Below are 21888 nucleotides of genomic sequence, written 5' to 3'. Positions count from 1 at the left end.
AGTTGAGTTGCGAGCCAAAGAAGTCGGTGTAGACACAGCCACCCTATATCGTTGGCTGCAAAAGTACAAGGGAATGAAAACCGTAGCGGCTCTTATTCCCCAAAAAAAGCGGCTGGACACAAGGCAGAGGCCGGATACCCATTCAGGCAGAAGCCGTCGTTGCTGATGTAATCAAAAAAATACTATCTCACGCCACAAAGGCCTACAGCCACAAAAACCGTTGAAGAAGTGCTTCGGCAATGCCAATTGCGAGGAGTTGAGCCCCCTCACCCGACGACCATCAGATCAAGAATTGCTGACGTTTCTGAAAAGGAAAGACTTCGGGGTCGTGGCTTCAAAGAAAAAAGCGAAAAAATAAATTTCTTCCGGTTCCTGGCCATTTTCCGAATGCGGACTTTCCGCTTGCAGTCATTCAGATTGACCACACCCCTGTGGACATCATCCTTGTCGATGACACCTACAGAAAGCCAATTAATCGGCCTTGGATTTCATTGGCAATGGACATCAATAGCCGGATGATCACAGGGTACTACTTGTCCTTTGATCCACCATCAGAAACCTCTGTAGCGATGTGTGTAGCTCATTCAATTCTACCGAAAGACGATTGGCTTTTGTTGCACAAAGTGGACGCAACATGGCCGGTTTGGGGTGTACCGAAAAAAATCTATGTTGATAACGGCGCTGATTTTCGCTCAGATAATTTTCAGCAATCATGCACGATGTACGGAATCAACTTGGAATTCCGACCTGTCAAAACACCCCGCTACGGGGGCCACATTGAACGCGTGCTGGGCACATTTATGCGTGAGGTTCATGAACTGCCAGGTACAACGTTTTCCAATATCAAGGCGAAGGAGGGCTACGACTCAGAAAAACAAGCTGCAATGACAAAGTCCGAGTTTGAAACCTGGCTGGTGACACTAATTTGTAAGGTCTATCACCAAAAAATGCATAGTGGTATCGGGATGACACCAATGCGTAAGTGGGAAATAGGCGTGTTTGGCAATGCAAGTGTTCAAGGAATTGGCATTCCCCCCCCATTCCATCAAATCGACAAACGGTCTTGCTTGACTTTCTTCCACACTTCCTCCGAACCATTCAAGCTTTTGGTGTCACCATCGATGGAAGGATCTACTATGCAGACATCTTGAGGCAGTGGGTCAACGCTGGCGATCCAGTTGATAAGACAGAAAAAAAGAAAGTTTATTTTCAGACGCGACCCAAGAGACATCAGTTCTGTCTCGTTCTTTGATCCAGAAATAAAGCAATACTTCAAAGTCCCATTTGCTGATCAGTCCCTCCCACCAATGAGTATCTGGGAACACCAGCAAGTTATCGGCGCGTTGCGACGGGAGGGCAAAAAAGAGCGTCAACGATCATCAGCTTTTGCACGCGCTCACCGACATGCGGGCTCAGGTTGACGAATCGAAAGAACGCACCAAGAGAGCACGCCGCCAAAGCCAACGCCGCAAGGAACACGAAAAGAAGGTGTCACCCGCTACACCGCTACCACCACCGATTCCCCCCTCGATAACTTCAATCTCGGCAAGTTCAGGCCTGGTTGATGGTGACTTGGATTCCTTTGGAGATATCGCATGAGCGCCACGACCAAATACGAGCACGTACATCCTGATTTCAGGCACATCATAGGAATGACTGACAAGCAACGAATAGAGTTCATGGATCAGCCCCGTTGGATCAGTTACCGTCTGGCACAACAAATTCTTGATAACTTGCAAGGTTTGATGCATAAACCGTCAAAACCTCGAATGCAAAACCTGTTGATCGTAGGTGAATCAAACAACGGAAAGACAACTCTGGTGCGTAGATTCAAGGACTTGTGTGGTCAAGGTTCTGTTGATGAAAACTCTGATCCAGTTAAACCCATCATCGTCGCAGAGGCTCCACCAAGCGCTGATGAAAAAGGGTTGTATATATCCCTGCTGGAATGTTTTTTTTACGCCATACAGGGCGACCGATCCAGCTTCAAAACTGCGATATCAGGTCATCCATCTTTTTCGGCAATGCCATGTCAAGTTACTGATCATTGATGAGTTTCATTCATTGCTTACAGGTACGCCTGTCAAACAGCGCGAGGTCATGAATGCGATCAAGCTTTTGTGCAATGAACTAGCAATTCCAATCGTCGGTGTTGGCACAAGAGAAGCCGTTCGTGTGCTGCACACTGATCCGCAGCACGCTAGCCGCTTTGAAGTTATGAACTTGCCATTGTGGGAGCTGAACAAAGAATTTCAACAGTTGTTGGTGGGCTTCGAGAAGGTGTTGCCACTGAAAAAATCCTTCAAAACTTCATACTCCCGAATTGGCTAGTTTGTTACACACCATTTCAGAGGGCAACACTGGTAATCTGCATCAGTTGCTGATCAAGTGTGCCACGGAGGCAATTACAAGCGGCAAAGAGCAGATTGACAAGGCCATCATTGAGGGCAAAGCTTGGCTTCGTCCAACTCGGGGCATTAGAGAACTCGTGTTGTGAATTCACGTTGGGCTGTTGTAGCGTCAACGCAACCTGATGAAATCATTTCCTCATGGATGGTTCGTACTGCATTGATGCAGGGTTGTGATCCGATGACGCTCACCTTCGCAGTTTGGCCGAGGTGGCGGATTTGGACGCATGATGCCGATAGGTTTGCCAATGAGGACAGGCTTGATAGGATTTGTGTTCTATCTGGAATAGAAAAAAGGCACGTTGCGAGCAGCAAGTTTGTTTCCAATTGCAAAACAAATCTATGGCAGAACACCACCTGAAAAAAGCGACTTGGTCTTGGATTGTTGCTCCTGGTGCAAGAAACACTAAACGCCATAGCGGCATTCAATACTGCCCTGCCTGTTTGAAAAATGATGTCCGACCGTATTTCCGCATCCATTGGCGTTTTGCATGGCACACGTGCTGCAAAGTACACGGCCATGCCCTACTTGATCGATGCCATGCTTGCAATTCTCCAGTTGAATATCACCGACTGGAGGCGGAAGACGAACTGATAACGGTTTGTGCGACATGCAAGGCTGATCTGCGTACAGCAAGTTCTCGCGGTTGTGTATCGGATGCCTTGAAATTTCAGTTAGTGGCTGACGATGTTTTGTTGAACGGCATTGGGACGTTTCAGTCCAGTGCCATGAGCATATCGCCATGGTTTGAGTTAGCTGATTACTTTGTGTCGCTTATTCGTGTTGCACAGAGAGGTGAGAATCAAACCTTGAGCGAATTCTTGAAACTGATTGGTGTTCAATTGCCTATGAGCCCGCCGATGCAGCCAGGAAACCATCTTGAGACACTTCAAACACATGACCGCGAAAGATTGCTGGCTGCACTGTTGCCAATAATGTCGGTCAGCAAAGATAAATTCGATGGGGCGCTTCAAAAATCAAACATTTCAAAACAAGGTCTTGCAGGTCACGGGCTAGTTTTACCTGCGTGGATCAAGAATACTTCGGCCTCGTTGCCTCGCACTCTTCGCGAAAAGTCAACGCGCTTAAGCGCACGAATCGATGGCCCACGGCCAAGATATCAGGTGAAGCGAATGATGGCTAAATTGCAGCGAAAACTTGACATGGCACACCGATGACACAGCAAGCACATGATTTTCAGATGTGTGACGAATGCGGCAAAGATGTAGCCAAAATTTGGCGCGTCCACAAAGGCCACAAATTTTGCTCCACCTGTTACGCACGAGTTTTCAAACGCCGCATGTGCCCTAAGTGCGGCAACTTTGCCAAGCTTCCAAAAAAATGATGCTGACGCTGTGTGCATGAGTTGCCAGGTTGATAAACCATGCGCAAGGTGTGGAGCCATTGATTACATAGTTGGAAAAAATCACGCAATATGGCCCTGTGTGCAATAGTTGCGCACCGTATTTTCGGATCAAAGAGCCATGTGAAATTTGTGGCGCTCTATCTAATAGGCTGACCCGTGTTTCACGCTTCGACCACGACAAGCGCGTCTGTCAAAAAATGCGCCCGTTCTGACCATGGGAATTGTGGTGCATGCAATCGTCACCGACTTCTGGAGAAGTCACCTGATGGACGAATGCTGTGCCATGCCTGTCTAACCGTTGGTGAAATATCTTGCCCTAAATGTAGCCAGTCAATGCCCGCTGGACGAAAAAAACAATGCGAGCCATGCTACTGGAAAGAACTGTTAGGCAAACGCATAGCGATAGACAGTGCTGGATTTTCAGTACCTTCCATGGGTTTACACTTTTCCAATTTTGGCGCGTGGTTGGGCGAACAAGTTGGAATACACAAAGCATCAATTACGATCCATCGGTATTTATCTTTCTTCCTGGACATTGAAAAAGCAGTGGCAGGCAATTCCTGAGTACACCATTTTGTTGAAGTATTTTGGGACACCAGGACTGCGAAAAGTGTTGCTGCCGATGAGATGGATGATGGAAACAGGTTTAGTGGTGATGGACGCAGTGGCAAAAGCTGAAGACTCTGAACAACGCCGGGTTGCAGCTACTTTGGAAAAAATTCAAGACTGGAACTGCGCAGAGGGCGATCCTTGATGGCTACCATGATCAACTGCTCACCGGGCAGAAGGAAGGTAAAACAAGCTGGAGATCAATACGACTGGCTATGACTCCTGCTGCTGCGTTGTTGCTTCAAGCTGCAACAAAAGAGGTTTGTCCGCCTGATCAAAAGATGCTGGACGCATACCTTGGCACGACTCCAGGGCAACGTGCTGCTGTTTCAGGCTTTGTTGGGTACTTGCGTGACGGCCACAAGGTAAACATCACGCTTACACCAGCCTACGACAAAGCGAAAAAGACAAAGAAAAAAGCGACTGGAAACTGAATTGCTACGGCTGTTGGCAGAGAATGATAGGAGTCAGTCCGAGCAGTTGCAGTTGCTTGCTGTGGCGATGGCCTATTTTCATGGGGTGGCGCAGAAGGAAATCACAGCGGCGGTTATGAAAAGCGCTGTTGCGTCCACTGATAATGCGGGAGACACATTTACTATAAATGGGGGTAGATTACTGGCTACCGTCTGAATTTAAACGCAAAAAAAATGACCTTGCCTTGGATTAAGTTCATTTCAAGAATACCGATCCTCAGAATCAAGTCCAGACCTGAATCCCTGCTTCCGCGTGACAGTACCAGGATACCGAGGACGTATTCCAATCAGGAATGGATCAGTCCTTAAATCACCTTGAATTGTTTGAATATCTTCTTCATCAAGTCCAAGAGCCTTACCTACAACCATATCCAATGTGCTCAACGCATCTTCCATCTCAGAAGCGATCATGCTCAGCTGATGATCAAATATGACCTGATTCCAGGCTGTAATTTCAGTCGCGGCAACGGGAATTTCCATATTAAGAATTTCAGATTTTCCAACACACTCCCCGATTTTTTTGTTCCAGAGCCATTGCCAATCCAAGTGAAATATCTTGTTCGTTACACTCAACCCAATCAAAAAAAATCATTTGAAATCTGTACACGCCACATTGTTTCATGTTGAGTGACTGATAAATTTCCAATGATTACCTCATGTTTCGGAATTGAAAAAATTATCACCCCATGCAAGCAATGCATCATTATTATCACGAAGTCTATTTTTTAAATGTATCCAACCCTAGGAGATTGAGATTTGATTTAATTGATTCGGCAGCATTGAAGCGACGTACGCACGCAGAAACTATTTTTTCCACGCATTGCTTCAATGTTTTCACTAACTTCTATAAGATTATTATTCCATGGAAGGAAAGCAAGATTTGTTGGATAGATATGGCTTCGTTGCGTATCTAGAACACCCATTCGACCAGCCAATGCATAAAACCATACGTAAATATTTGACAGTAGCAAAAGATCAAGTGGAAATAATGCAACTTCCTCCCGCGGAAAGAGAATAGTGACGGTATTGGTAAACGTCAATTTTTTTTGGATCGAACATTACACCATTTGGACAGTGAGCTACTGAGGCTACAGCCAATCCTTGCGCTGGATGAATTGATGAGTATTTCCATAAACCAATATCATCAATTAATCCCATATCAGCCTGAGTCAATGCGGGTACACCTTGAAGTTCAGCAGCAACGATATTCTCTCCTTTATAAACATCCATGCCATCATTGCATTGTGGCTTCGAACCTCTAAAAGCAATGCCACCTGAAATCATGGTTCTTGATTCCCAAACTCCATTAATGGGTTTTACATCAACCCAATCAACTATTCTTGAACCATCTTTCCGAACCCAAAACTCTTTGGCGATATTAGCAAACGTCTCTGCCGATTGAAGTTTATTTAATATATTCACTCGTGCTGGAGTCATTCTTGTAAGAATCCTTCCGTCGGGCGAAAACAGGTCTTCATAAGGTACTATTGACTCCTTCAGTGATCGAATATCAAATTCAGGAACCGAATCTAAATCAGTGATTTTTTACGCATGAATAATCAGCAAATCTTATTGAAACCGTATCAGAAGTAATGGCCGGTCTATTTTCCGCAATAAAAAATAGCTGTTATGGCCTTAGCATCAAAAAACAGATTTCCAAATAATCTCCAAATCAACTATTTCGCATATTCTCCAACGACCACCTATTTCAAACAATTTTCTTAACTGTGCGGTGTCATTACTATCAAAAAGGGATACGGGTAGGATAAAAGCAACTTTTCCAGCATTTCCATTTTCATCAATTGATCTACACCACCTGTCCAGAGCACGGTATAGGAAAAGTGCATACGCATTCAGTTTTGATGAAACACCAGGAAACCCGCTTTTCGGTCGCTCAAACTCTAGGCACGATCTTTTGTCAAGTGCTTGTGAGCTTCTCTCTGCTCTTACATATGGTGGATTGCCAATCACAATGTCAAACTTGGTTTGATCAATCTCAGTAAAACGACTCAGGGATTCCCAATGATCACTTTCAACAAGTGAGTTAACCTTTGCTGTGATCAATAAATCTGGAAAACCGTGAATCTCAATGTCGCTTTTCAGAGAGAGAATCTGCCAAAGAATCTGAATTTGCGCCAAAACAGCAGAGAAAGTATTGAGATCGTTTCCGGCGATACGCTCAAGCACAGATACAACGTCAGAATATTCAGCCATACCACGATCAAGGTCATTACCCACCATGTGCCGATAAATCTCGATTGGGAAAGTACCTGACCCACAGGACGGGTCAAATGATCTAGTTTCTCTTGTGACGGCGAGCCTACTGATCATGTACCTTGCAATTGAGGGAGGACTGTAAAATTCACCCAGTTTTTTTTCCGTTGCTCTCGATCCATGAATCGGTCATAAATACCGGTGAGGATGTCACCCTTAACCGTTTTGAAATCGAATTGCGCAAATCGGAAAAGTGTCAGCTCTATCGCACTTGATAGGGTCGAATCTGACGATCCAACGATCCAATCAAGTTCTGTTTCATCAAATGCAGATGCGTAGAGCCGACTGCCCTCTTGATAAGCTTGCTCCAATAGCTTTGTATAGCTGGACTTGAAGTAGCTGCGCATTTTTTGAAAGGCATCCACACCGCCATTACATACATACTTCAACTCACCAAAGAATTTGTGATCTTCAAAAAAACCTGAGTAGTAAAACCCTTGCAAGAATCAAATTCGCAGTTTCTATTGAAAAAAAGCTCCGCGAGCTTTGCGTCGTCAACGCCTGTTCGCGCCTGAAATTCATTCAATCCACTAATCGCCAAGCGTGCAATATGGGGATTTTTTTGCGAATTCTCGTCTCAACCGTGCTGATTCCTTGTCATGTTGGCGGCTTTGATCAGGGCCACTTGGCTTGCCATGCAAACTAAGTGAGTGCTGGTCAAAGCAGGTATCGGCCTTGTCAAAATCCTGCCAAAACTTGTCTGCCATTTCCTGAAATTTCTGAATTTCTGGAACAAGCCGTCCCATCGCGCCACTCACCGCACTTTGTAAATGTTGGGTGGTCTGCCTAATTTGTTGAAAAAAATCGTCTTCGATTCAAGGTGATTCGGTTGTTTACATGCTCACTTGGTGTGCTTGCAGCGTCAACTGAGAGCTTGTCGATGGCGATTAGCGAAACATCTCCTTGCCTGAATCTGTTTAGCCGTTCTGATACGCCTGCCTGAGAAGCCATAAGGACACTGGCTTTCGTTTTCATATCCTGCTCAGTCAAGCCAGCCAAGGGAATACAAATATCGGCGTTGCTGGTCAGTGTTACCCCCAGCAACTGGACGTATGACCCACGCATCAGGCTCCACCATCACAAACCAAGCGGTATCAGCAGTTACGTATTTGGATTTTTTGACCAAAAAATTTTTTTCACGGTACTTCGCACTCATGAAGCAGCCGCGTTCATCTTTGGCTTCCACTACCACCCAATCTATTTTCATTGGATTGTCTCTGCTGTCAACAAAACCAGATGGAGCCCTTGCTGTTACATCCGGTCTGCCACCTTCTCCAGCAGTATCAATGTCAACATCGGATGCAATATATCCAAATACTTGTATGAAAATGTCTCGGATTGGCCCATACATGGAGGCCTCTTTGCCCGCCGGGGTGGCTTTGAGCTTTTCGATGGTTTCGTCAAATGAAAATTTAGCCATTTACGTTTTTGTTTGATTTCACTAGCCCGTCACCATATCACTCTCTGCACTGTCTCAGATTGCTCATTTCAAATAACTTCAGCATACACACGATTTTCCAGCCATGCGATTGCACTCGGTGTCACTGCTTGCCGTTTTATCCCATGTTCCGTGACGACTTATGATCTACAAACAATGACCCGAATTCCACAGTTCATCCCCGATTCCTACATTGGCCGTGAGCAGGCATTGGTGAAGCACAAGTTGCTTGAGTCGTACCTTGAGAAGCTTATCCTCATTATCGGCATGAGCGCCAAACGTCAGCGGAGTGTTGAAATCGGGTACGTTGACTGCTTTGCAGGCCCGTGGGGGTGATGAGTCAGAATCAATGGCAAGCACTTCGATTGCCATTTCGTTGCAGACAATGGATTCGTGTCGGAAAAAAACTTTTGAGCCTGGGTGTTCAAGCAAATATTCGAGCCTTGTACATCGAAAAGAATCTAAGCGCATTTAAGCGACTGTCTACATACTTGCAATCCTCCACGCCAGAGTGTGTGAGTTCAAAATGCCTCCAAGGAGATTTTTTGAACCTCCGCGACGACATCTTGACTTGGTGTGGGCGTGAATCTTTCGTTTTCTTTTTCATTGATCCGAAAGGCTGGAAAGATGTCGGGGTGGATCACTTGCGTCCGTTGCTTCAAAGGCCAAAATCTGAATTTTTGATCAACTTCATTTACGACTTCATCAATCGAACAGCGGCGATGACCGAATGGGAGGCGGACATTGCGGTTTTTCTCGGTGCATCTCGTGACGTGGTTCAAGCACTTGACGGCCATTTGCCGCATGAACGAGAAAAGTTGCTTCTGGATAGCTACCGCGATGGCCTCAAGAGCCGCGTGCCGCCGTCAACGAAAAAAGAATTTCGTCCTCGCACTGCTTACGTTCGAGTGATGGAGCCGAGTAAGGAACGCCCAAAATACCACTTGATCTACTTGACCTCTCATCCCAAAGGTTTGATTGAGTTCATGGAAATTTCGCAGGGCGTTGATTTGATTCAAAAACAAATTCGTGCTATCAAACAACTTGATAAAAGACAGGAAAAATCACGCGTTCGTGACATGTTTTCAGACGAACCAAGCACCGACATTGAACCGTCATCAATTAACGAAGCAGCCGTTGATACTTACTGGTTGAATTTTCTGTCCACTGGTATTCAAGCAATTGATCAAAATACATTTGCAGATATTGTGGAAACAACAGACTGGTTCCCAAACACGCTTCAAACTTCTTTGGCCCGTTTAATCGCCAATGGACAGATCAACAATTTGGATTCCAAAACCAAACGTCCTAAAAAAACCACTTCATTTTGAAAAAAGCCGAAAGGCTGCAACTAACTGAATCCCTCTCAAAATAGAGAGATTAAAGACATTTGAGGTGACCGCTCCAGAATATCGTTTGCTTGCACAGAATGGCCTTTGGCCCTTTTTACACCGTTCATCGACCTGACCAAAATATCACCGCAACGAATCGCTGGGTCGATAGCGTCTCGAATCATGTCAGCCGTGGCGGGTGTCAGGCTTCCCATTGAGTTCAGCAATTGAGAAAATTGTGTCGGATTCCCATCATAAATGGCAGGCACCAATTTTTTCCGTCAGTCCCGTTTTGCATCGACTGGCTGCTAACGCATCAAATTGATGACATTCCCCCCAGTTCAAGTGCATCCTGCCTGGTGACGTTTCGATCAAGGTTTGCCTGATACCCCAGTGTAAAAATATCTGGTTCCAAATAGTGCGAAAAAATGGTTGGCTGACTGCCAATGGAGTTCCATCATGACATCTCGCGCCTTGGCACTGTTTGAAAGATGTATGAACCAATACGTCCATGACGTATTACCCATTGGTGTGATGTAAAAAAATGGTGAAGTTTTTTTGCACCACTGGCCGCGATCAGTCCCTTTGCCAGATTGCGCTGAATGGCTGCTCGCCAGGTGGCAGAAGGTGCTGATCTCAAAGCTTCAAGTGCGCTCCAATCAATATGCGCGTCCATTCCCATTTGGGACAACTTTGCACGGCTTGCCTCGTTATCAGCAAGAAACGAAATAAGGGAATCAACGGCGAACGTCAGGATGACCTCGGCACCCTTCACCTCTGAAAAAAATAGATTTCAGCATTGGCCCCGTGACTTGATCATAGGCATATTGGTCAAGTAAGAAAATTGCTCTCTCACCCCCCCCGCGTCGGTGGATGTCAGCAATGATTCCTTTCGCCTTTTCCTGAAATGTGCCTTTCAGCATCTCAATATCGGTGCCAAATCTTGACGCAGGAAATCGTGCTCGCAACAGTTTGTCAAGGTAGTTGAAATTTGACGCTACTTTTTTCGACAAAGTAATACTTTGCATCAACCTTTCTAGGCTTTGAACGGCCAACATTCAATTCAGCTTCTTTGGCTGCAATGGTGGTCAATGCGATTAGCGGCGACCCTTCGTGAAATTGAGAGCTATCATCGGAAGCATATTCGCCACCGCCTGCAAATCCATCAACAATCGAAAGCGTAAGCTTTTCCATGTTGTAGTTGCTCATCAATACCTGGATGTAGCGCTCCAAATAACCACGCACGATCTTGTGCTTGACCAAGCTGTGGGGATCGATGGGCGGTGGCAAACTGCCGACTTCCCAGCTGTATTTGTCTGAACGTTTGACCATGGGTGTGCTGATAATTATTTAATTTAGCAAGCCCCCTGCCCATCCTCCCTGTCAGTCAAGCTTGCATATGCATACCTACATTCTCAGGCATTGCGTCCCAAGTTCGGCCATTCAATAAGCGGCCATTTGCAGCTTTTGCCCGTTTTTTTACCATCGACACCCCAACCACCCCATTGTTTGAAGAAAAACGCCACGCCTTGCTCTTCACACTGCTCGCGCACCGAATCCGCCCATTCTTGCTTCATCGGACGGGCCTTTGGCCCCGATTCGCCGCCAACGATCACCCAGTGAATGTTTGTCAAATCAAGCTCACCAACGTCCTCCAATAGCGGCTCCACAGACAGGAAGCGAATATGTGCAGGCACTTTTCTCAAGTGGGTGATTCGTGGAACACCTTGTTTACGGTTTTCTACTGAAACACCCAACCATGCATTGGTCGGCGCTGGGCGTGTTTTGAAGTAGCGAGCCATTCGTGCCGCACGTTTTGTCAAAATTTGATATGTGTGATGAGGCGTTTGCTGAATCACACGAAAGACAGCATCAATGTGTTCATCAGGAACCAGGTCATGAAACAAATCCGACATTGAGTTGACGAAATATGTTGTCGGCTTTTTTTCGCTTTAGCGGATCGTCCAATCGCTGCGGAAGGACAACCAACTCAAACCCTCTTTCGTATCCTGGCGTGCCCATCGCCTGCAATCGGTGCGCCATGGCTTCGGCGTAACAGTGTTTGCATCCTGGGGAAATTTTGGTGCATCCAACCGTTGGATTCCAAGTTTGCTCTGTCCATTCGATCCGACTTGTCGCTGTCATGTCGTTGCTCCTGTTGTGGATGTTACTTGCATTGGCTTAGTTGCTCCGTAGTTGCGGACGATGCCTTGGACAATGCCGAAAATTGATAAATCTGCTTTTGGGTAAATTGGTGAGTAGGCAGGGTTGTGCGGCATTAGTACGGGTCGCTGGTTTTCATATTTCAACTCTTTCAGAGTGAATTCACCGTCCACATTAGCGACCACAAATTGCCCTGCATACGCAGTCTGCGACCTTTCGACTACAGCTAAGTCGCCATCAAATATTCCAGCATCACGCATGGAGTCACCCCTAATTCGAATCACCACTGAGTTGGATGGTTTTCCAAACAGGAACCCCTCAAGAGAGAACGTCTCCTTAGCCCAAGTCTGAGGATCAATCGCATCAGGCACGCCAGCCCGAACGTGCATGTCCATCAGTGGCAATTCAAAAAAATCGACGTAATGGAACCACTTTGCCGCCATCAACGATTTTTTAAGTACCCGTTGTCTCTTAACCTCCGAACAAGCTGGACTGCTGCGTTTTTTTGCTGTAAAGCCAAGTAGACGGCTAATGCTCGCATACGAAGGGATGCACTGGCTGACTGCGAACTGATCTTTCAACCGCATGAGATGAGTTTCGTCATTGTTAGGGCGTGCCATTCTTATATTTTAATGTACGAACGTACACTAATTTGATTTAGCATGCGCTCACAGCAAAGTCTGAGCGACTTGGTGTTTGATAAACAGGTGATGGTGGAATCCTCCAAAACAGACAAGTACTGTTGATGTTCAGAAGGTTTTGAACTTTTATCACCGAGTTTTGAACTCAAAGCGGAGTTGGTGACCTTGGCTGAAAAGCTCAGAGGGGCAGACACGCATGCCACACATCACCCTTGTTACGACAAACAAGTCAATTTTGCATATGCTCAAAGCCAATTGGCACAAGGAAGTTTTTTATGACTACAGCACCATTGGCAAAGGGAACCCCTGACGAGCGTGTCAGCCGCATCGGTGTTGGGTGGCGAGCCTGTGCTGCACGCCTTGCCTTGCTCAGTTCTTGAATGGATTGCGTTGGTGCGCCAGGGCATTTCAGCAAGTGCGGTAGATGCGGTTGTGCGGGTGATGGGCATTGGCCAATCTGAGTTGTCACGGGCGCTGGATATTCCTGAACGCACGCTCGCAAGACGCAAAAAAGAAGGCGTTTTAAGCTCCGATGAGTCGGGAAAAATGGTGCGCTTGGCACAAGTGATTTAGCGTGCTGTAGAGGTGTTTGAGGACGAACAAGCCGCAATGAGCTGGCTAAAAAGCCCCAATGCGGCACTAGGCGGCAGCAGCCCTCTATCACTATGGCTATGTCACCGTTAATTGTGGAAATTTTCCAATAGCCATAGCCAGAACATCCTGGCGAGAGTTGGCGTGATGGTTGTCCAATGAGCGAAACCAGCCCAAGTAGTTCTCCAGATAATGGGTGGCGACACCGTGAAAACGATTGATCCACTGTTTGAGGCGACCATGATAGGCATTAACGTTCCGGATATGAACTGCCCCCCTTGACTCGTATGCCTGCGCTCAGAATGATGGAGTCGTGAGAAATATGAGCATCCTGCGCAAAGTAGTGGTAGGTTGGATTTCCATCGCTGACGAGCAAGACATCCGGTGCAAGAACCGGCTCCAATGCGCCTGCCAGTTGGGCTTTGGTCATCTGCCCATGTCCGGTCACCCAATCCAGGGTTTGCCCGTTACGATCACGTGCCACCAAAACGCACACCTGTTCATTGGATAGGCCCGCTTTGCAGGCTTTCCCGCCACGTCTGCGCGGCGCACGATGGAGTTGGCGACAACCCTTGTCCGATTCGAGGAAATAGGTTTCATCGGCCTCGGTAATCCCCTGCAACGCTGTTGCTCGGCAAATCTTGATGCTGCCCAAGAAACGGTGGCGCCAACGTAGAGTGGTGTTGCGATGAACCTCCAGTGCACTTGCAGCTTGGCGAAGCGTTCTCGATTGAAGTAGCGCCTCGCTGAAATCGAGCCATTTTTCCTTTTTACGCAAATGCGCCAGTGCCGTACCGGTCAGTGCGTTAAAGGTCCGTCTGCATGCCTTGCAGCGGTAGCGCTGCAATCCACTGACTTGACCATGTCGCTCAAGAGCTGTGTCATGGCAGTGTGGGCAGCAACGTATTTGTATCGCAGTTTGTGACTCGATGATCGCAATCCCCCTGTTGCTGAGCATCCTGATCATCAAGGCGCTTCTTGAGCTGATCGCGTTGGCGTAGTGTGAGTCGGGGCACTTGTCCCATCAAATCATTAAAAATGCGCGCTTGCATGGCGACCTCCTCGTGCAGGTTACCTCTTCACTCTAGCCATTTGTCGATCCTCGGTCAAATTTCCACAATTAACGGTGACATAGCCATCACTATTGGATACCGAGTTAGGCTCAGTGGCCGTAGTAAGCACCTTGGGACGAATTGAGCACGGCGTATTTGCCTAATGCAAGCAGTAACTCGCCCTGTGTGGCGCATCACCACACACCGTTTTGTTGATCAGGCATTTTCTGGCGAAGGCGCAAGGCTGTATGGCGGGCTGTGGAATCGGGTGGGCCAACCTGTGATTTATACCGCTGAAAGCCGATCTTTGGCACTGCTAGAGATGCTGGTGCAAGACGAGCCTTTGCGTGCCCACTATGTATTGATACCGGCCCATCTGTCCGAGAACGTCAGCATGGAGATATTGGGCACGACTAATCTGCCAACGGATTGGCGTACCCATGCTGGCCGCGAAGCCTTGCAGAACCTTGGTGGCGAGTGGCTGCGACGCTCGCGCAGTTGTGTGCTGGCTGTGCCCAGTGCGGTGATGCCTGCTGAACTCAACTTTTTAATCAACTCCTTTCATCCCGATTTCAAGCACATCTCGCTGGGTGAGCCGGAAACGCTGAATACGGATATGCGGTTGCGCTGAGAGACGTATCTCCCGGTGAAAATTCAAAACTTGCTGATAAATCCACGGGAAAGTTCAAAAGGCGCAATCCGCCCCCCCCGCGAACGCAATGGGGACTCTTTTGGTCACATCTCCGCAGAGCAGATTCTTGAAGTCAACCAAACACACCGTCAGGGAAAACAAAACACTTTTCTATCAGGTAAAAAGCTAATCGGAGTTATGTCCGGTCGCCAAGGAAGAAAATTGGAATGTCCAAATGGGCAGTATGAAACCGAAGTCCACCGGGCAGGAAATGGGTCTTAACGGTGTGGATAACCATCGCAATGGCTTACCGGGTCTTATATTCCGCTTTCTGCGCCGACTACCACTGGCCAATGCGATCTTTGGCAGCAGCCGCTGCAGGCATGTCCCGGCATAGGCCCAATTACCAGTGCCACTGGCAAGACGCGCCACAAGACAATGACGCTGGAGCCTGAGGAGTTCATGCGGCGTTTTCTGTTGCATGTGTTGCCCAGTGGCTTTCAAGACGGGTGGGTTTGTTGTGCATGGTGCATTGAATCGTTGAATCGGCGAGGTAGCGGCACACTACAAATGTCTTGATCAGGACACCTACTTTAAGAGGGTGTACTAAACAGTGGTTTCCAGAATGCGCGAATTCACAGCAGTGCAGACTGGCTGTGCCATCAACGCCAAATTGCCAATGAACGCCGAAAATCGGTGATCAGCATAGGAGCTGTATATACCAAACGCCATCGTAGACTTTCACTGGAAAAAACCACCCGCTTCGTACGCATGGAGAAGCGAATGGGATACGTTTGTGCTTGCACCGAAGATCAGTTCGCCCGCGGTTTTGTCCCTGGATCAAAACCCGAACGTACCACCACCTCGGCATGCCAACCGCCTGAACGGGTGGAATATATGCGTATGAAAAAATACATGTTCCTCAGCTTGTACCAAAAAACTGCCTGTGCAATCCTGGTCACGTGAATACTGAAACTCACCAGTGGCAAGCATGGCACAGTTTTGGGGAACAGAGCGTGCAGGAATTTCGTTCACCTCAAAGAAACTGCTGTTGTCAGGAATGCTTTGCGCGACAACGCCCAGTGGAAACATCAGTGCCACCGTGTCTTGAAGGTTCATCGAATTCTCCTCTGGGTTGTTGACCTACAGTTTTAGACCAGTGCTCATCTTCGCGGTGATACTCGTCATAGTATTAAAATGTTGCACTGCAGCATAACCCAAATTCACAAACTCGGTTGAGTTCGTTTCCGTGCACAGGAAACAGTTGAAAAGAGGAACAGGCTACTCACAGAAACCGTTATTAGGTCAGCCTATCAATAGGGCAATGATGCCAACGTTTTTTTGAGGCGGTCAGTTGGTGTATGTCGTATGGATAAATTTCAGAAAAACAAGGATAAATAATGAAGTTGGGTGAAGCAAAAGTCATGGTGATTGATGACGATCCCGTCATGACATCGTATGTTGTCAATATGCTTAAGCGTATGGGTGTGGGTCAAATCATGGAAGCTGGCAATGGTGTCACTGGATTGGCATTGGCCATCAGTGCAAAGCCCAATGTCATCCTGTCTGATATTCACATGTCACCCATGAATGGGTTTGATTTCGTACGCAACTTACGAAAACACCCGGTGACTGAAATTCGTAAAACTCCGGTTTTGATGATGAGTGCTGACGACAGTAGCGACAAACTCAATGAAATGATCCCTTTGGGGATTGCAGGATACATTGTCAAACCACCCAACATTTCCATGTTGAAAGTGAAAATCGAACACCTTTTAAAGTTTCTGTAATGCCACGAGTTTTGTTGCACGAACGCATTACCTTCCTGGTCAAACATATATGTCTGGCCATGATGATGCCTTGGCGCAGTATTTGCCTTGCAACGTTTCGACCAAGTGCTGAGGCACCAAATGGCGACATGCCAATCAGACCCTGCCTTTTGTCAATAAAGTCTCGATAAACAAGATATTTATCAACTACAAAACGGCGAAAAAACGACCAAAATGCCAATGAAAACTCAAAAGAAGCGTTGGCACAATCTCTCGCAACATCATGCCAGACAACAAGTCAAACCAAAAAAAGTGACCAAAACGAGTGGCTATGGCAGTTCTCAGTTGCTGCACTCTATTTACTGCTGGGTCGTGCTGTTCACCATTACATCATCAATCACGGTATCGTCAGTATCTTCTGGCCAGGTAGCGGTTTAGCACTGGCGGCAGTGTTGCTTGGTGGCAAGCGCTATTTGAGTGGCGTTTTTTTTGGGGATCGTTACTCTTGAATGCACTCTCGAACGATTCACTGTGGGCAATCGTCGGAATTACCCTTGCCAATGTACTGGAGGCACTGTTGGGATGGTGGCTATTGGTACGCAACGATTACACCACTAAGTTCTTTGACTCACTGACCAGCTATCTTCGCTTCATTGGATGGGCAAGCCTGGCCTGCCTTGCTGGAGCCATCATTGGCCCTTTGTCTTTGCTATTGGCTGACATCATCAGCCCGGCTAACCTGAAAAGCAGTGTCGTTATTTGGTGGATGGGAGATACGCTCGGCGTGGTGCTGATCACGCCTTTGATTTTGGCGTGGCGGACAGATACGTCGATGCGTCCCACGGCCGCTATCCGTGCAGAGGGGCTATTTTTGCTTGGCGCGACGTTTCTGGCTGGACAAGCCGTTTTTCTGAATTGGTTTAGCTCATACCTGACCGAGACACCAAAAGGATACTGGATATTCCTCTTTATTTGTTTTGTCTCCTTGCGATTGGGGCCACGTGGCTCTGCATTTGCTGTGCTCATGGTGTCCATACAGGCACTTTTCGGTGTCTATCGGAAGATTGGCCTTTTTGCCAATGATGTTGCCCGTACCGATCTGGATAATTATTGGACATATATATTGATTCTGTCAGTGACCGCCATGGCGATCACGACCAGTGTCAAAGCCAGCAAGGATGCACTGAGGAAACTGCGGTTGAAGGACAGTGCGCTTAACGCTATGGCAAACGGGATTGTCATCACGGACGATACGGGTCGAATTGAATGGATCAACAACGCAGCCAGCCAACTCACGGGATACAGTTCCAGAGAAGCTATTGGTCAAAACCCAAGAGATCTGTTGAAGTCTGGTGAACACGGGAACGACTTCTATAAGTCCTTATGGGACACCATTCTGTCCAGAAAGGTATGGCATGGTGAAATCATTAATCGACGCAAAGATGCATCGCAATATCACGAAGAGATGACGATCACGCCTTTGGTTGATGAAGACGACCGGATCACCCATTTCGTTGCGGTGAAGCAAGATGTCACGAAGCGATTTCTGGCACAGCAACAGCTTGCCTATAGCGAAGCCTTATTTCATGGTTTGTTCCAGAACATGAGCAGTGGCGTGGCAGTCTACACAGCAGTGGATGATGGCCAGGATTTTTTGTTCAAGGACATCAATCGTTCGGTTGAAGTCCTTGAAAAAATTAATCGTTCCAATGTGATTGGCAAACGATTGACAGAGGTTTTCCCTGGGGTCAAAGAGTTTGGTCTGTTTGCCGTTCTGCAACGGGTGCTCAAAACGGGAAAGTCCGAGCGATTTCTGGTTACGTTCTATTCCGACCAGCACATACAACACTGGCGCGATAACCATGTCTATCGCTTACCCTCAGGTGAAGTGGTTGCCATCTACGATGATGTGACGGCGCAGAAGCAAGCCGAAGCAGCAGTGCAGGAGTCACATCAAAAACTTTTTTCACTGCTGGACTCTATGGCCGAAGGGGCCTATGGCGTTGACTCGAATGGAGACTGTACCTTTGCCAACAGTGCATTTTTACGGTTGCTTGGATACGGTAGTCAAGACGAAGTATTGGGAAAGCATACCCATGAACTTATCCACCACTCGCACGCGGATGGTTCGCACTATCCGGCTTCTGAATGCAGGATGTATATCGCCTATCAAAAGAACCAATCAGTACACTGTTCAGACGATGTCTTTTGGCGGAAAGATGGCACATCGCTCCCGGTGGAGTACTGGGCTAGGCCAATTCTTTCCGACGGAATCGTTACAGGTGCTATTGCCACCTTTGTCGACATTTCCGAGCGCAAGAAGGCCGAGGTAGAAATACGCCAACTCGCGTTCTATGATGCGCTTACCAAATTGCCCAACCGACGATTGCTGAATGATCGCCTGACTCAAGGCATTGCTGTCAGCCAACGCACAGCCTCCCATGGGGCATTGCTAATTCTTGATTTGGACAACTTCAAGTCACTCAATGACACACAAGGTCATTTGGTCGGAGATCTCCTTCTCAAGGAGGCAGCCAGACGCTTGGTGAGTTGTGTGCGCGAAATTGACACTGTGGCTCGTTTTGGCGGTGACGAGTTTGTGGTGTTGCTGAATGATTTGGGCTCAGATAAGCGAATGGCCCTTGCACATGCTTCCATGATTGCCGAGAAAATACGCGAGAGCCTTTTGGCACCCTACCTATTGAATATCAGCCATGACGCATTGACGCAGACGATCATAGAACATCGAAGTTCAGCAAGCATCGGTGGCACGGTTTTTCTTGGTGATGAAGCCACGTACGACAATATTCTTAAATGGGCCGATTCAGCCATGTACCGATCCAAGGATGCTGGACGCAATGCGGTTCACTTTCACGAGATTGAGAACCATAAAGCCCAAACCGTACCCTTTACCAAAACGAGCAATGATTAATCACCGGAGCAAGAGTGCATGTCAACATTGATGAACGAGATTTGACTCGCCAGGTTGGGTCTTCGCGTACCTTATTTCGTTTTCTGAGGCGACCCATTGAAGGCCAATTTCACTTGCGGAAACTACCCGTGTTGATATTCTCCACACCCAGTTTACCCCTCCTGACAGCGATGCACGGACTTAAGTCCCACCCCTTGTAAGCCATGCTCGGATGTGGTTTGACATGCTGATTCGGTCTTAGTGATTTCCGACCTAGTCTACGTTGGTGTGAGTTTGCACTAAGCAATCCAAATGCCTTCCCCAGAAAGGCCATCACCATCTTTGGCAAAAGCCGCTGCAGACATGTCCCGATATAAGCCCGATTACAGTGTCGATTGTTCGCTGCCAAATCAGCAGCCTCAACAAACAAATGTCATAGACTAAGAAAGTCTGGTTCATAAATGGCCTCTGCAGGAATGATGCAGTGCTGAGCCCTCCTCCAAGCATCCCTAAAACTTGGCTTTTTCTGCAACGGTTTCACTTCTGGCGTTGTACGTGTTACTGCGGAACGTCACTGCACTTTAAATCCGACCCCCCCCTGTAATCTGTTGATTCTTCAGTACCCGAGAAATGATGCGCCATTGGTCATTCCACTGATGTGCCTTCCAACATTCCCTTTTACGGGTTTCCCGCCATTCAACTTTCCCCTTTTCATGGCCATGGGACTGCCGCCTTACCGAGTGCTGTCGACTTTCTGAGGCCAGGATGGCTGTTTCTCGCGCAAACCGGCGTTCACGACCCAATGAGGGAACGACCAACGGCATCTAGTGGAATGTTCAGTGCCATTGTCGATGCCCGCAAAATTGCACAGTTGCTTGTTTGTGAAATCAATCAATTGCAAAGAACATTCGGCTGAATTTTGAACAAACATTGCACCAAGTTTTGAACTTTCAGCCTGTCGTATCACGGAGTCTTGAATTTACATCCCCGATGCAATGCCTGTCACGGTGGCAAACGGTATAAACAACTTCAACGGTTGGCAGGGTAACTCCACCAGTCCATGATGCTTGTAAAAAGCTGCTGCCGAGTCGTCTTTTGCATCAACCAACAATGCGTATGCCGCAATTTCAGAGCGTAATGACCGTGTGAGTGCGTCGGCCAGTAAAGCACCACCCAATCCGATCCCCTTAAATTCACGGTCAACGGCCAATCGCCCCATTCGTATCGCAGGAACCGTTGGATAGCGCGGCAACCTTTTGCTCAATGCTATCGGCAAGTCCGAAAGCAAAACGCTGGCCGATGCCAGTGTGTAGTAGCCCGAAATTCGCTGATTGGCGGTCAGCGCAACGTAGCAAGCCGTCACTCGGCGGCGAACGTCCTGTGAAACTTGTTGTTTGAGATAGCTGTCCAGTGATTCTGACCCACTATGAAACGGGGATCGCTCGTGGCTGTTTTCAAGTCGTACAACTTGAAAAGGAGGGTTGATCATGCTGACTTCAACAGCTTTTCGCGTTTCGCAAAGGCACGAAGCATGGCGGGCGCAGGCTCAGGCGGGTTGAGCAGGGCTTGGGCAAAGCACTGCTGATCAGCCAAGGACATACGGATGACCTCGGCTTGTTCTATGGCTTTTTGTGCAGCCTCTTGGACAGCACTCACCACAAAGTCGGTCATGGTGCGCCCCCTGAAGTTCAGCCGCACGCTTGAGAGTGGCATGGAGATCAAAGCTGATACGTGCCTCAAGACGTGCGGTGGTTGCGGTTGCTGACATAAAGGCTCCTTGGTTTATATACGGCATTCTGCCGTATTCAAATGAAACATGCAAGAAGGCTTTGTGTGAGTTCAAAACTTGGCGATCAAAGTTCAAAACCTTTTAAGCATCGACACTGAGTGGAAAGTTAAGTGGCACAAAGTGGAGGGTCCAGTGTCATTCCGCAGTTACGGCTGATCTGGGTGTCAGTCGCCCAGTGTGGCACTAAACCAAACAGGCCATTGAGCGCTTCATATTTCGGCACAGCATCATCACCCAAGTCTGCGTGTGGATGGCGGCGAATAGAACTTCCCAAGTACCCCGGCCATAGATCAAGTTTGCCGGGTTCCGGTGGCGGCATCACGCCAAAGTGGCTTTGATAGCGTGTGCTCTCTTTCAGGGCTTGGTAGTGGCTGCACATAGGTGAATCGTAGCGTTAAGGCTGGTGAAATGGCTTATCGCAACTATACTGGATGTATGAAC

General features: G+C 47.6%; 26 protein-coding genes and 3 pseudogenes. 15 read left to right on the top strand and 14 right to left on the bottom strand.

All coding sequences use genetic code 11. The features are described 5' to 3' along the window. Window positions 1-431 precede the first annotated feature (431 nt). The 7 genes from LDN84_RS10385 (at window position 432) to LDN84_RS10360 (ending at window position 4818) form a co-directional block, all read left to right on the top strand. Complete coding sequence (locus LDN84_RS10385) at window positions 432-1151, top strand: TnsB C-terminal domain-containing protein (RefSeq protein ID WP_255610525.1); 720 nt, start codon at window positions 432-434, stop codon at window positions 1149-1151. Between the two features lie 444 nt (window positions 1152-1595). Beyond that, window positions 1596-2051 (top strand): TniB family NTP-binding protein, encoded by a 456-nt coding sequence (locus tag LDN84_RS22900; RefSeq protein ID WP_255610524.1) that lies wholly within the window; start codon window positions 1596-1598, stop codon window positions 2049-2051. Beyond that, window positions 1933-2331 (top strand): TniB family NTP-binding protein, encoded by a 399-nt coding sequence (locus LDN84_RS22895; protein ID WP_255610543.1) that lies wholly within the window; start codon window positions 1933-1935, stop codon window positions 2329-2331. Before LDN84_RS22900 ends, LDN84_RS22895 begins: the two co-directional genes overlap by 119 nt. 162 nt (window positions 2332-2493) lie before the next feature. Continuing rightward, complete coding sequence (locus LDN84_RS23125; protein WP_353961410.1) at window positions 2494-2769, top strand: TniQ family protein; 276 nt, start codon at window positions 2494-2496, stop codon at window positions 2767-2769. Next, on the top strand, window positions 2751-3587 hold the full coding sequence (locus LDN84_RS10370; RefSeq protein WP_255610523.1) for a TniQ family protein: 837 nt from the start codon (window positions 2751-2753) through the stop codon (window positions 3585-3587). The genes LDN84_RS23125 and LDN84_RS10370 overlap by 19 nt, the downstream gene beginning before the upstream one ends. A gap of 597 nt (window positions 3588-4184) precedes the next feature. Next, on the top strand, window positions 4185-4529 hold the full coding sequence (locus tag LDN84_RS10365) for a hypothetical protein (RefSeq protein WP_223912165.1): 345 nt from the start codon (window positions 4185-4187) through the stop codon (window positions 4527-4529). Window positions 4530-4599: 70 nt separating this feature from the next. After that, window positions 4600-4818, top strand: a complete 219-nt coding sequence (locus LDN84_RS10360; protein WP_223912162.1) for a hypothetical protein — start codon at window positions 4600-4602, stop codon at window positions 4816-4818. A 240-nt stretch (window positions 4819-5058) separates the two neighbouring features. Here the strand turns inward: LDN84_RS10360 and LDN84_RS10355 are convergent, their stop codons facing one another. The 5 genes from LDN84_RS10355 to LDN84_RS10335 form a co-directional block, all read right to left on the bottom strand. Next, window positions 5059-5403, bottom strand: a complete 345-nt coding sequence (locus LDN84_RS10355) for a hypothetical protein (RefSeq protein WP_223912158.1) — start codon at window positions 5401-5403, stop codon at window positions 5059-5061. 429 nt (window positions 5404-5832) lie between these two features. Continuing rightward, window positions 5833-6294, bottom strand: coding sequence for a hypothetical protein (locus LDN84_RS10350; RefSeq protein WP_223912155.1), 462 nt, complete (start codon window positions 6292-6294; stop codon window positions 5833-5835). A 204-nt stretch (window positions 6295-6498) separates the two neighbouring features. After that, on the bottom strand, window positions 6499-7188 hold the full coding sequence (locus LDN84_RS10345) for an Eco57I restriction-modification methylase domain-containing protein (RefSeq protein WP_255610522.1): 690 nt from the start codon (window positions 7186-7188) through the stop codon (window positions 6499-6501). Next, window positions 7185-7574 carry a hypothetical protein gene (locus LDN84_RS10340; protein ID WP_223912153.1) on the bottom strand — a complete coding sequence of 130 codons (390 nt, stop codon included), beginning with the start codon at window positions 7572-7574 and terminating at the stop codon, window positions 7185-7187. The genes LDN84_RS10345 and LDN84_RS10340 overlap by 4 nt, the downstream gene beginning before the upstream one ends. A 539-nt stretch (window positions 7575-8113) precedes the next feature. Continuing rightward, the gene (locus tag LDN84_RS10335) at window positions 8114-8551 is read right to left on the bottom strand and encodes a hypothetical protein (RefSeq protein WP_223912151.1); all 438 of its coding nucleotides are present in this window, start codon (window positions 8549-8551) and stop codon (window positions 8114-8116) included. A 353-nt stretch (window positions 8552-8904) separates the two neighbouring features. On the opposite strand from LDN84_RS10335, the gene tcmP (LDN84_RS10330) reads away from it, so the two are divergent. Then, window positions 8905-9900 carry a three-Cys-motif partner protein TcmP gene (gene tcmP / locus LDN84_RS10330; protein ID WP_223912148.1) on the top strand — a complete coding sequence of 332 codons (996 nt, stop codon included), beginning with the start codon at window positions 8905-8907 and terminating at the stop codon, window positions 9898-9900. Between the two features lie 975 nt (window positions 9901-10875). On the opposite strand, the gene tcmP (LDN84_RS10325) is transcribed toward tcmP (LDN84_RS10330), so the two are convergent. The 4 genes from tcmP (LDN84_RS10325) to LDN84_RS10315 all read right to left on the bottom strand — a co-directional run bounded on the left by tcmP (LDN84_RS10325) (window position 10876) and on the right by LDN84_RS10315 (window position 12683). Continuing rightward, window positions 10876-11232 carry a three-Cys-motif partner protein TcmP gene (tcmP, locus tag LDN84_RS10325; RefSeq protein WP_223912144.1) on the bottom strand — a complete coding sequence of 119 codons (357 nt, stop codon included), beginning with the start codon at window positions 11230-11232 and terminating at the stop codon, window positions 10876-10878. Window positions 11233-11315: 83 nt separating this feature from the next. Further along, on the bottom strand, window positions 11316-11816 hold the full coding sequence (locus tag LDN84_RS22890) for a phage Gp37/Gp68 family protein (protein WP_255610521.1): 501 nt from the start codon (window positions 11814-11816) through the stop codon (window positions 11316-11318). Beyond that, a complete protein-coding gene (locus LDN84_RS22885; protein WP_255610520.1) occupies window positions 11797-12045 on the bottom strand; it encodes a DUF5131 family protein in 249 nt (82 codons plus the stop codon). Before LDN84_RS22885 ends, LDN84_RS22890 begins: the two co-directional genes overlap by 20 nt. Continuing rightward, window positions 12042-12683: a LexA family protein gene (locus LDN84_RS10315; RefSeq protein ID WP_223912141.1), complete on the bottom strand. Its 642-nt coding sequence runs from the start codon at window positions 12681-12683 to the stop codon at window positions 12042-12044. Before LDN84_RS10315 ends, LDN84_RS22885 begins: the two co-directional genes overlap by 4 nt. A gap of 336 nt (window positions 12684-13019) precedes the next feature. Between LDN84_RS10315 and LDN84_RS10310 the strand changes: the two genes are divergently transcribed. Next, window positions 13020-13277 carry an antitoxin Xre-like helix-turn-helix domain-containing protein gene (locus LDN84_RS10310; protein ID WP_223905508.1) on the top strand — a complete coding sequence of 86 codons (258 nt, stop codon included), beginning with the start codon at window positions 13020-13022 and terminating at the stop codon, window positions 13275-13277. Window positions 13278-13289: 12 nt separating this feature from the next. Next, on the top strand, window positions 13290-13388 hold the full coding sequence (locus tag LDN84_RS10305; protein ID WP_223905506.1) for an MbcA/ParS/Xre antitoxin family protein: 99 nt from the start codon (window positions 13290-13292) through the stop codon (window positions 13386-13388). Here the strand turns inward: LDN84_RS10305 and LDN84_RS10300 are convergent. Next, a pseudogene (locus tag LDN84_RS10300) lies at window positions 13374-14347 on the bottom strand (IS1595 family transposase). The gene LDN84_RS10305 and the pseudogene LDN84_RS10300 sit on opposite strands and share 15 nt — an antisense overlap. A gap of 163 nt (window positions 14348-14510) precedes the next feature. On the opposite strand from LDN84_RS10300, the gene LDN84_RS10295 reads away from it, so the two are divergent. Then, a complete protein-coding gene (locus LDN84_RS10295; RefSeq protein ID WP_223905502.1) occupies window positions 14511-14978 on the top strand; it encodes an RES family NAD+ phosphorylase in 468 nt (155 codons plus the stop codon). A 411-nt stretch (window positions 14979-15389) separates the two neighbouring features. After that, window positions 15390-15479: pseudogene (locus tag LDN84_RS23180) on the top strand (transposase); the annotation flags it as partial. 339 nt (window positions 15480-15818) lie between these two features. Here LDN84_RS23180 and LDN84_RS10285 read toward each other — a convergent pair. Next, window positions 15819-16097: a hypothetical protein gene (locus tag LDN84_RS10285; protein WP_223912138.1), complete on the bottom strand. Its 279-nt coding sequence runs from the start codon at window positions 16095-16097 to the stop codon at window positions 15819-15821. 281 nt (window positions 16098-16378) lie between these two features. Between LDN84_RS10285 and LDN84_RS10280 the strand changes: the two genes are divergently transcribed. The 3 genes from LDN84_RS10280 (at window position 16379) to LDN84_RS10270 (ending at window position 19679) form a co-directional block, all read left to right on the top strand. Beyond that, window positions 16379-16768 carry a response regulator gene (locus LDN84_RS10280; protein ID WP_223905498.1) on the top strand — a complete coding sequence of 130 codons (390 nt, stop codon included), beginning with the start codon at window positions 16379-16381 and terminating at the stop codon, window positions 16766-16768. Window positions 16769-17007: 239 nt separating this feature from the next. Beyond that, complete coding sequence (locus LDN84_RS10275; protein WP_223912135.1) at window positions 17008-17256, top strand: hypothetical protein; 249 nt, start codon at window positions 17008-17010, stop codon at window positions 17254-17256. After that, the gene (locus LDN84_RS10270) at window positions 17253-19679 is read left to right on the top strand and encodes a sensor domain-containing diguanylate cyclase (RefSeq protein ID WP_223912132.1); all 2427 of its coding nucleotides are present in this window, start codon (window positions 17253-17255) and stop codon (window positions 19677-19679) included. Before LDN84_RS10275 ends, LDN84_RS10270 begins: the two co-directional genes overlap by 4 nt. A gap of 958 nt (window positions 19680-20637) precedes the next feature. On the opposite strand, the gene LDN84_RS10265 is transcribed toward LDN84_RS10270, so the two are convergent. The 3 genes and pseudogenes from LDN84_RS10265 to LDN84_RS10255 form a co-directional block, all read right to left on the bottom strand. Next, window positions 20638-21147 carry a GNAT family N-acetyltransferase gene (locus LDN84_RS10265; protein ID WP_223905488.1) on the bottom strand — a complete coding sequence of 170 codons (510 nt, stop codon included), beginning with the start codon at window positions 21145-21147 and terminating at the stop codon, window positions 20638-20640. Then, window positions 21144-21426: pseudogene (locus LDN84_RS10260) on the bottom strand (type II toxin-antitoxin system TacA family antitoxin). The gene LDN84_RS10265 and the pseudogene LDN84_RS10260 overlap by 4 nt, the downstream one beginning before the upstream one ends. Window positions 21427-21553: 127 nt before the next feature. Next, window positions 21554-21826, bottom strand: coding sequence for a hypothetical protein (locus tag LDN84_RS10255; RefSeq protein WP_223905484.1), 273 nt, complete (start codon window positions 21824-21826; stop codon window positions 21554-21556). Window positions 21827-21888 lie beyond the last annotated feature (62 nt).

This window comes from Rhodoferax lithotrophicus (assembly GCF_019973615.1).
Lineage (GTDB): Bacteria > Pseudomonadota > Gammaproteobacteria > Burkholderiales > Burkholderiaceae_C > Rhodoferax > Rhodoferax lithotrophicus.
Note: the sequence above shows the minus strand (reverse complement) of the source record. Positions and strands in the feature narration are given on the sequence as shown.

Coding starts and splice junctions, on each gene's coding strand:
- LDN84_RS22900 (WP_255610524.1), top strand. CDS start 1,596: ATGAGCGCCACGACCAAATACGAGCACGTACATCCTGATTTCAGGCAC.
- LDN84_RS10370 (WP_255610523.1), top strand. CDS start 2,751: ATGGCAGAACACCACCTGAAAAAAGCGACTTGGTCTTGGATTGTTGCT.
- LDN84_RS10360 (WP_223912162.1), top strand. CDS start 4,600: ATGACTCCTGCTGCTGCGTTGTTGCTTCAAGCTGCAACAAAAGAGGTT.
- LDN84_RS10350 (WP_223912155.1), bottom strand. CDS start 6,294: ATGACTCCAGCACGAGTGAATATATTAAATAAACTTCAATCGGCAGAG.
- LDN84_RS10345 (WP_255610522.1), bottom strand. CDS start 7,188: ATGATCAGTAGGCTCGCCGTCACAAGAGAAACTAGATCATTTGACCCG.
- LDN84_RS10335 (WP_223912151.1), bottom strand. CDS start 8,551: ATGGCTAAATTTTCATTTGACGAAACCATCGAAAAGCTCAAAGCCACC.
- tcmP (WP_223912148.1), top strand. CDS start 8,905: ATGAGTCAGAATCAATGGCAAGCACTTCGATTGCCATTTCGTTGCAGA.
- tcmP (WP_223912144.1), bottom strand. CDS start 11,232: ATGGTCAAACGTTCAGACAAATACAGCTGGGAAGTCGGCAGTTTGCCA.
- LDN84_RS22890 (WP_255610521.1), bottom strand. CDS start 11,816: ATGTCGGATTTGTTTCATGACCTGGTTCCTGATGAACACATTGATGCT.
- LDN84_RS22885 (WP_255610520.1), bottom strand. CDS start 12,045: ATGACAGCGACAAGTCGGATCGAATGGACAGAGCAAACTTGGAATCCA.
- LDN84_RS10315 (WP_223912141.1), bottom strand. CDS start 12,683: ATGGCACGCCCTAACAATGACGAAACTCATCTCATGCGGTTGAAAGAT.
- LDN84_RS10295 (WP_223905502.1), top strand. CDS start 14,511: ATGCAAGCAGTAACTCGCCCTGTGTGGCGCATCACCACACACCGTTTT.
- LDN84_RS10285 (WP_223912138.1), bottom strand. CDS start 16,097: ATGAACCTTCAAGACACGGTGGCACTGATGTTTCCACTGGGCGTTGTC.
- LDN84_RS10280 (WP_223905498.1), top strand. CDS start 16,379: ATGAAGTTGGGTGAAGCAAAAGTCATGGTGATTGATGACGATCCCGTC.
- LDN84_RS10265 (WP_223905488.1), bottom strand. CDS start 21,147: ATGATCAACCCTCCTTTTCAAGTTGTACGACTTGAAAACAGCCACGAG.
- LDN84_RS10255 (WP_223905484.1), bottom strand. CDS start 21,826: ATGTGCAGCCACTACCAAGCCCTGAAAGAGAGCACACGCTATCAAAGC.